Raw genomic sequence first — 3,293 nt, forward strand, 5'->3', positions numbered from 1 at the left:
CGGCGACGTCCGGGGCACCTCCGCATGGGGGAGGAGTCGATCGGCGCGGGTGCCCGTCCGCCGCCCGGGGGCGGGCCGGCGCCGAACGCGACTCTTCCGAAGCGCCCCTGGCCTGGTATGAATTCTCATAGACAGGCCCCGGCACGCGTACCGTATCCGGGACCGGAGGTCGGTGGCGCACGTCGCCGACGTATCAGCGCAGGTTGGGAGCGGTTCAGTGGCGAGCAAGCAGACAGCATCGGGCGGGAAGCGGAGCCTGGTGATCGTCGAGTCCGCCACCAAGGCCCGCAAGATCCAGCCGTACCTGGGGTCCGACTACGTGGTCGAGGCGTCCGTCGGGCACATCCGCGACCTGCCGAAGGGGGCCGCCGACATCCCGGCCAAGTACAAGAAGGAGCCCTGGGCCCGACTGGGCGTGGACCCGGAGCACAACTTCGAGCCGATCTACGTGGTGAGCGCGGACAAGAAGAAGAAGGTCTCGGAGCTCAAGAAGGAGCTGGCGGGCGTGGACCAGCTCCTGCTGGCCACCGACCCGGACCGTGAGGGCGAGGCGATCGCCTGGCACCTTCTCGAGGTGCTCAAGCCCAAGGTCCCGGTCAAGCGGATGGTGTTCCACGAGATCACCAAGCCGGCCATCCTCGCCGCCGCCGAGAACACCCGCGAGCTGGACACGGACCTCGTCGACGCCCAGGAGACCCGCCGGATCCTCGACCGTCTCTACGGCTATGAGGTCTCTCCTGTGCTGTGGAAGAAGGTCATGCCGCGGCTCTCGGCGGGTCGCGTGCAGTCCGTGGCCACCCGCGTGATCGTCGAGCGGGAGCGGGAGCGCATGGCGTTCGTCGCGGCCGACTACTGGGACATCACCGCGACCCTGACGACCCGCGAGGCCGCCGGTGGCGACGCCGGTGAGCCGCGCAGCTTCACCGCCCGCCTCGCCGCGGTGGACGGCGCCCGGGTGGCGCAGGGGCGCGATTTCGGCCAGGACGGTCGACTCAAGACCTCCGGCGCGGCCAAGGACGCGGTGGTGCTCGACGAGTCCGCGGCCCGCGCGCTGTCGGACGCGCTGGACGGCGCCGACTTCGTCGTCGACTCCGTCGAATCCAAGCCGTACACCCGCCGCCCCTACGCGCCGTTCATGACCTCGACGCTGCAGCAGGAGGCCGGCCGCAAACTGCGCTACACGTCCGAGCGCACCATGCGCATCGCGCAGCGGTTGTACGAGAACGGCTACATCACCTACATGCGCACCGACTCCACCACCCTGTCCGAGGGCGGCATCGCGGCCGCCCGCGCGCAGGCCACGGAGCTGTACGGCAGCGAGTACGTCTCGCCCACCCCGCGGCAGTACACCCGCAAGGTCAAGAACTCGCAGGAGGCGCACGAGGCCATCCGTCCGGCGGGGGAGTCCTTCGCCACCCCCGGCCAGCTGCACGGCGTCCTGGACGCCGAGGAGTACCGCCTGTACGAGCTCATCTGGCAGCGCACCGTCGCCTCCCAGATGGCCGACGCCAAGGGCACCTCGGTGAGCATCCGCATCACGGGCGCCGCGGGACAGAACCCGTCCGGGTACGAGCGGGCGACCTTCGCGGCCTCGGGCCGCACCATCACGTTCCCCGGTTTCCTCAAGGCCTACGTGGAGGCGACCGAGGAGCCCGGTGAGTCCTCGGACAAGCCGATGGCGGACGACGCCGAGCGGCGGCTGCCGCGACTGAGCGAGGGGCAGGACCTCACGGGGTCGGACCTGTCCGCCGACGGCCACACCACCAGCCCCCCGGCCCGCTACACCGAGGCGAGCCTGGTCAAGGTCATGGAGGAGATGGGGATCGGCCGCCCCTCGACCTATGCCAGCATCATCCGCACCATCCAGGACCGCGGGTACGTGTACTCCCGGGGCAACGCGCTCGTGCCCAGCTGGGTGGCCTTCGCCGTGGTCGGGCTGCTCGAGCAGAACTTCGGTCGGTTGGTGGACTACGACTTCACCTCGCTCATGGAGGACGAGCTCGACGAGATCGCCGAGGGGCGCGAGAACCGGGACGACTGGCTGCGTCGTTTCTACTTCGGGGACCCCGGCGCGTCCGGGCCCGACGGTGGCGCCGGGGACGCGGGCCACGCGGTCGGGCTCAAGAACCTCATCGACGTCAACCTCGAGGCGATCGACGCCCGCAGCATCAACTCCATCCGGGTCTTCGACGACGCCGAGGGACGACCGGTCCACGTCCGCGTCGGGCGGTACGGTCCGTACCTCGAGCGCATGGTCGCGGGGGAGGACGGCGAGCAGGAGTCGCAGCGCGCCAACCTCCCGGAGGGGATGAGCCCCGACGAGCTCACGCTCGAGGTGGCCGAGAAACTCTTCGCCACCCCCCAGGACGGGCGTCCCCTCGGTGTGGATCCGGAGACGGGTCACGAGATCGTGGTCAAGGACGGCCGCTTCGGGCCCTACGTCACCGAGAAGCTGCCCGAGCCCACCGACGAGGAGAAGGCGCGGTGGGCGGAGAAGGTGCTCGCCGACGCCGAGGCGGAGAAGAAGCGTATCGACGCCGAACGCGACGCCGCGATCGCCGCCGCGGAGAACGACGAGGCCAGAGCCGAGGCCAAGAAGGCGGCGACGAAGGCCAAGTCCGCCGTGACCCGCAAGGCCAAGAAGGAATCCGACAACCCCACGGGCCCCAAGCCCCGGACCGGATCACTGATGCAGTCCATGGAGCCGGCCACGATCACGCTGGAGGAGGCGCTCAAGCTGCTGTCACTGCCGCGGACCCTGGGCGTCGACCCCGCGAGCGGCGAGGAGATCACCGCTCAGCTCGGTCGGTACGGTCCCTACCTGAGGAAGGGCACCGACTCGCGGACACTGGACACCGAGGACGCCGTGTTTACCATCACCCTCGAGGAGGCTCTGAAGATCTACTCGGAGCCCAAGCGTCGGGGTCGGCAGGCCGCCGCCCCCAAGGCGCTGCGCGAGATGGGGGTCGACGAGGTCTCCGGCAAGCAGATGCTGGTCAAGGACGGGCGCTTCGGGCCGTACGTCACCGACGGTGAGTCGAACGCGTCGCTGCGTAAGGGCGACACCGTGGAGACCCTCACCGACGCGCGCGCCTCGGAACTGTTGTCCGAGAGGCGGGCCAAGTCGCCGCCGCCCAAGAAGGCCGCGGCGAAGAAGGCCGGGGGAAAGGCGACGAAGAAGGCCCCGGCCCGGACGTCACCGGCGAAGAAGGCCACCGCGGGACGCTGACCCCCGCGGGCACCCCGCCCATACCCGGTGCCGGGGCTCGGCCGGGGGGCGCTCAGGCGCCGGC

At 70.5% G+C, this 3,293-nt stretch carries 1 protein-coding gene; it reads left to right on the forward strand.

The features are described 5' to 3' along the window. Window positions 1–217: 217 nt before the first annotated feature. The gene (gene topA, locus G6019_RS09405) at window positions 218–3,229 is read left to right on the forward strand and encodes a type I DNA topoisomerase (RefSeq protein WP_107755643.1); all 3,012 of its coding nucleotides are present in this window, start codon (window positions 218–220) and stop codon (window positions 3,227–3,229) included. Window positions 3,230–3,293 lie beyond the last annotated feature (64 nt).

Origin of the sequence: Dietzia sp. DQ12-76 (genome assembly GCF_014145045.1) — a bacterium.
GTDB lineage: Bacteria > Actinomycetota > Actinomycetes > Mycobacteriales > Mycobacteriaceae > Dietzia.